The 2,077-nt window shown below is 56.9% G+C and carries 1 protein-coding gene; it reads left to right on the top strand.

All coding sequences use genetic code 11. The features are described from left to right. Positions 1-198 precede the first annotated feature (198 nt). Positions 199-1,727 (top strand): IS3 family transposase gene (locus ACFC2L_RS20170; protein WP_370693699.1). Its coding sequence is split into 2 segments (ribosomal slippage): positions 199-640 and positions 640-1,727, totalling 1,530 coding nucleotides; the frame shifts between segments, so codons are not numbered across the junction. Positions 1,728-2,077 lie beyond the last annotated feature (350 nt).

The following is a 2,077-nucleotide window of genomic DNA, read 5'->3' as shown; positions in this document are numbered from 1 at the left end:
CCGCGACACGGCCAGGGATGGCCGATCGCGGCGGGCCCACGGAGCAATGCCTGACTGCGGGCATGCCGAGCCTAGGCGAGGCACCGAGTGGTGGGGCAAGAGCCCTTTTGGTTACTTTTGGGGCTCTCCCTCCGTGTCAGGCTACCTGTCGCGCTTGTTGATTGACTCAATTATTCAAGAGGGCGAAGGTGTGTAGCAATGTCCAAGCGTTATGACGACGAATTCAAAGACTGGGCCGTTCTGCAAATGATGCCGCCCCTCAATCGCTCAGTGGCAGACCTTGCCGTTGCGCTCAACCTCACGCCACAGTCACTGCGTAACTGGAGACAAATGGCTAGAGATAAAGGTTTGATCGTGCCGGGAAACGGCAAAACCAGTGATCAATGGTCCAGCGCCGATAAATTCAATGCTGTCATGGAAACCGCTCCGTTGAGCGAGGTGGAAATCTCCCAATACTGCCGAATCAAGGGCGTTTATCCGGAGCAAATCCAGCAGTGGCGCGAAGCCTGTCAAAACGCCAATACCCTGGCTGACCTGAAGCCCAGCGCAGAGAAAACTGCCGAACAACGACGAATCAAAGAGCTGGAACGTCAGTTGATCCAATCCGATGCTGGACGTGCTGAGGCGGAGGCTTTGCTGGAACTCAGAAAAAAAGCCAATGCGATCTGGGGCAAGGACAAGGAAGACTGATCAGCGCCTCTGATCGTACGCAAGCCATGCAGTTGATTGCCGAGGCGGTGCTCGGTGGGGCTCGTCGATATCGGGCGTGCAACGAACTGGGACTGAGCCTGCGCACGGTTCAACGTTGGCGATACGCCGCCTGCGACAAGCGCCTGCTGGCTCAGCGGGCAGCGCCGTCAAACAAACTCAGCGAAGCGGAGCGCCAAGCGGTGCTTGATGCGGCCAGTCAGGCTGGCTACGCCAGCCTCACACCGCACCAAATCGTTCCTAAGCTGGCGGATGAGGGTATCTATCTGGCTTCGGAGTCGACGTTTTATCGCGTGTTAAAAGCGGCTAATCAAAACGTGCGCCGTGGTCGTGCCAAAGCTCCGAAACGCAGGGCGCTGACAACGCATTGTGCTGACGGCCCCAATCAAGTGTGGTGCTGGGATATCACCTGGTTACCCAGCACCGTCAAGGGCCGTTTTTTCTACTGGTACATGGTCAAGGACATCTACAGCCGTAAATTGGTCGCCAATGAGGTGCATGAGGTGGAGTGCGCTGAGCATGCGTGCGAACTGCTCGAAAAGGGCTGCTTACGCGAACACACGGCCGGTCGTCCATTGGTGCTGCACTCGGATAATGGTCACGTTATGAGAGGCTCTTTGCTGCGTGAAAGCATGGTTTCGCTAGGCGTAGAGCCGTCATTTAGCCGACCGCGCGTGAGCAACGACAATGCATACGCCGAAGCACTTTTTCGTACCGCAAAGTACTGCCCACTCTGGCCGGACCAGCCGTTTGATACCCTCACAGAAGCAAGACTTTGGGTACAAAAATTTATCGAGTGGTACAACGAAGATCATCGTCACAGCGCCTTGAAATACGTGACGCCGAACGAGCGCCACGAAGGCAAGGCGACAGCTCTATTACAAGCCCGAGTGGCGCTATATGAAGATGCCAGAGAAGCTAATCCGAGCCGCTGGAGTACCAGGACACGCAACTGGAAGTTGGCAGATGCGGTGTATTTGAACCCAGAACGCCCTGAAGTTAAGGGCGCAATGGGTTAGCCGCAGCAGTACTAAGGCGACAGGTACCTTGACACGTACCGAGAGCCCCAAAAGTAACCAAAAGGGCTCTTGCCCCACCACTCGGCACCTCGCCCAGGCTCGGTGTGCCCGTCATCCGACATTGATTTGGGGGGCCGCCGCGATGGGCCATCCATGGCCCAGCGCGGCTAAACCGGCGTCCTGCCGGTTTACCCCCCAAATCAATATCGGATGACGGCCAGCGTGGTTTAACGGGGCGCCTAAGATCAAAAGCAAAGCGAGGCGGCCTGACAGCCGACCTGATCGTCGAGGCGTACGCGTATACCTGTGGGAGCTGGCTTGCCTGCGATGGCGGTGTATCAGTCGATAAA

Origin of the sequence: Cellulosimicrobium sp. NPDC055967 (assembly GCF_042269845.1) — a bacterium.
In the GTDB taxonomy this organism is placed as follows: Bacteria; Actinomycetota; Actinomycetes; order Actinomycetales; family Cellulomonadaceae; genus Cellulosimicrobium.
Note: the sequence above shows the minus strand (reverse complement) of the source record. Positions and strands in the feature narration are given on the sequence as shown.